The sequence below is a fragment of the Shigella sp. FC1967 genome (assembly GCF_001743005.1).
Classification (GTDB): domain Bacteria; phylum Pseudomonadota; class Gammaproteobacteria; order Enterobacterales; family Enterobacteriaceae; genus Proteus.
In genome coordinates this window covers 1-249 of the sequence record NZ_MIIZ01000276.1, presented here as the reverse complement: position 1 = coordinate 249, position 249 = coordinate 1, and the positions used below count along the sequence as shown (strand labels likewise).

Sequence of the window (249 nt, the reverse complement as noted above, 5' to 3'; positions counted from 1 at the left end):
TTTTATATACTTGTGTAATGTACTTCTTGCTTTTCCTGTCAGCCTTGCCGCTTCACTGATTGATACCAAAGCCATAATCAATCCTCTAACATCATTTTTATTTGTTGATCTTCTTTGAAGTGAAAGTGTAGCGCAAAAACACTCCTGCCTTTTTTTTACTGTATCAACTGTTACTGATAGATTGCTTTTCTGGTTTAACTCTTTTATTGCTGGTTTTATTACCCATTGATTCAGTGACTTGAAGGTGGC

At 35.3% G+C, this 249-nt stretch carries 1 protein-coding gene; it reads right to left on the bottom strand.

The features are described 5' to 3' along the window. The coding region (locus BHE89_RS02500) for a replication initiation protein (RefSeq protein ID WP_458694202.1) at positions 1-249 on the bottom strand (249 nt) is incomplete at both ends.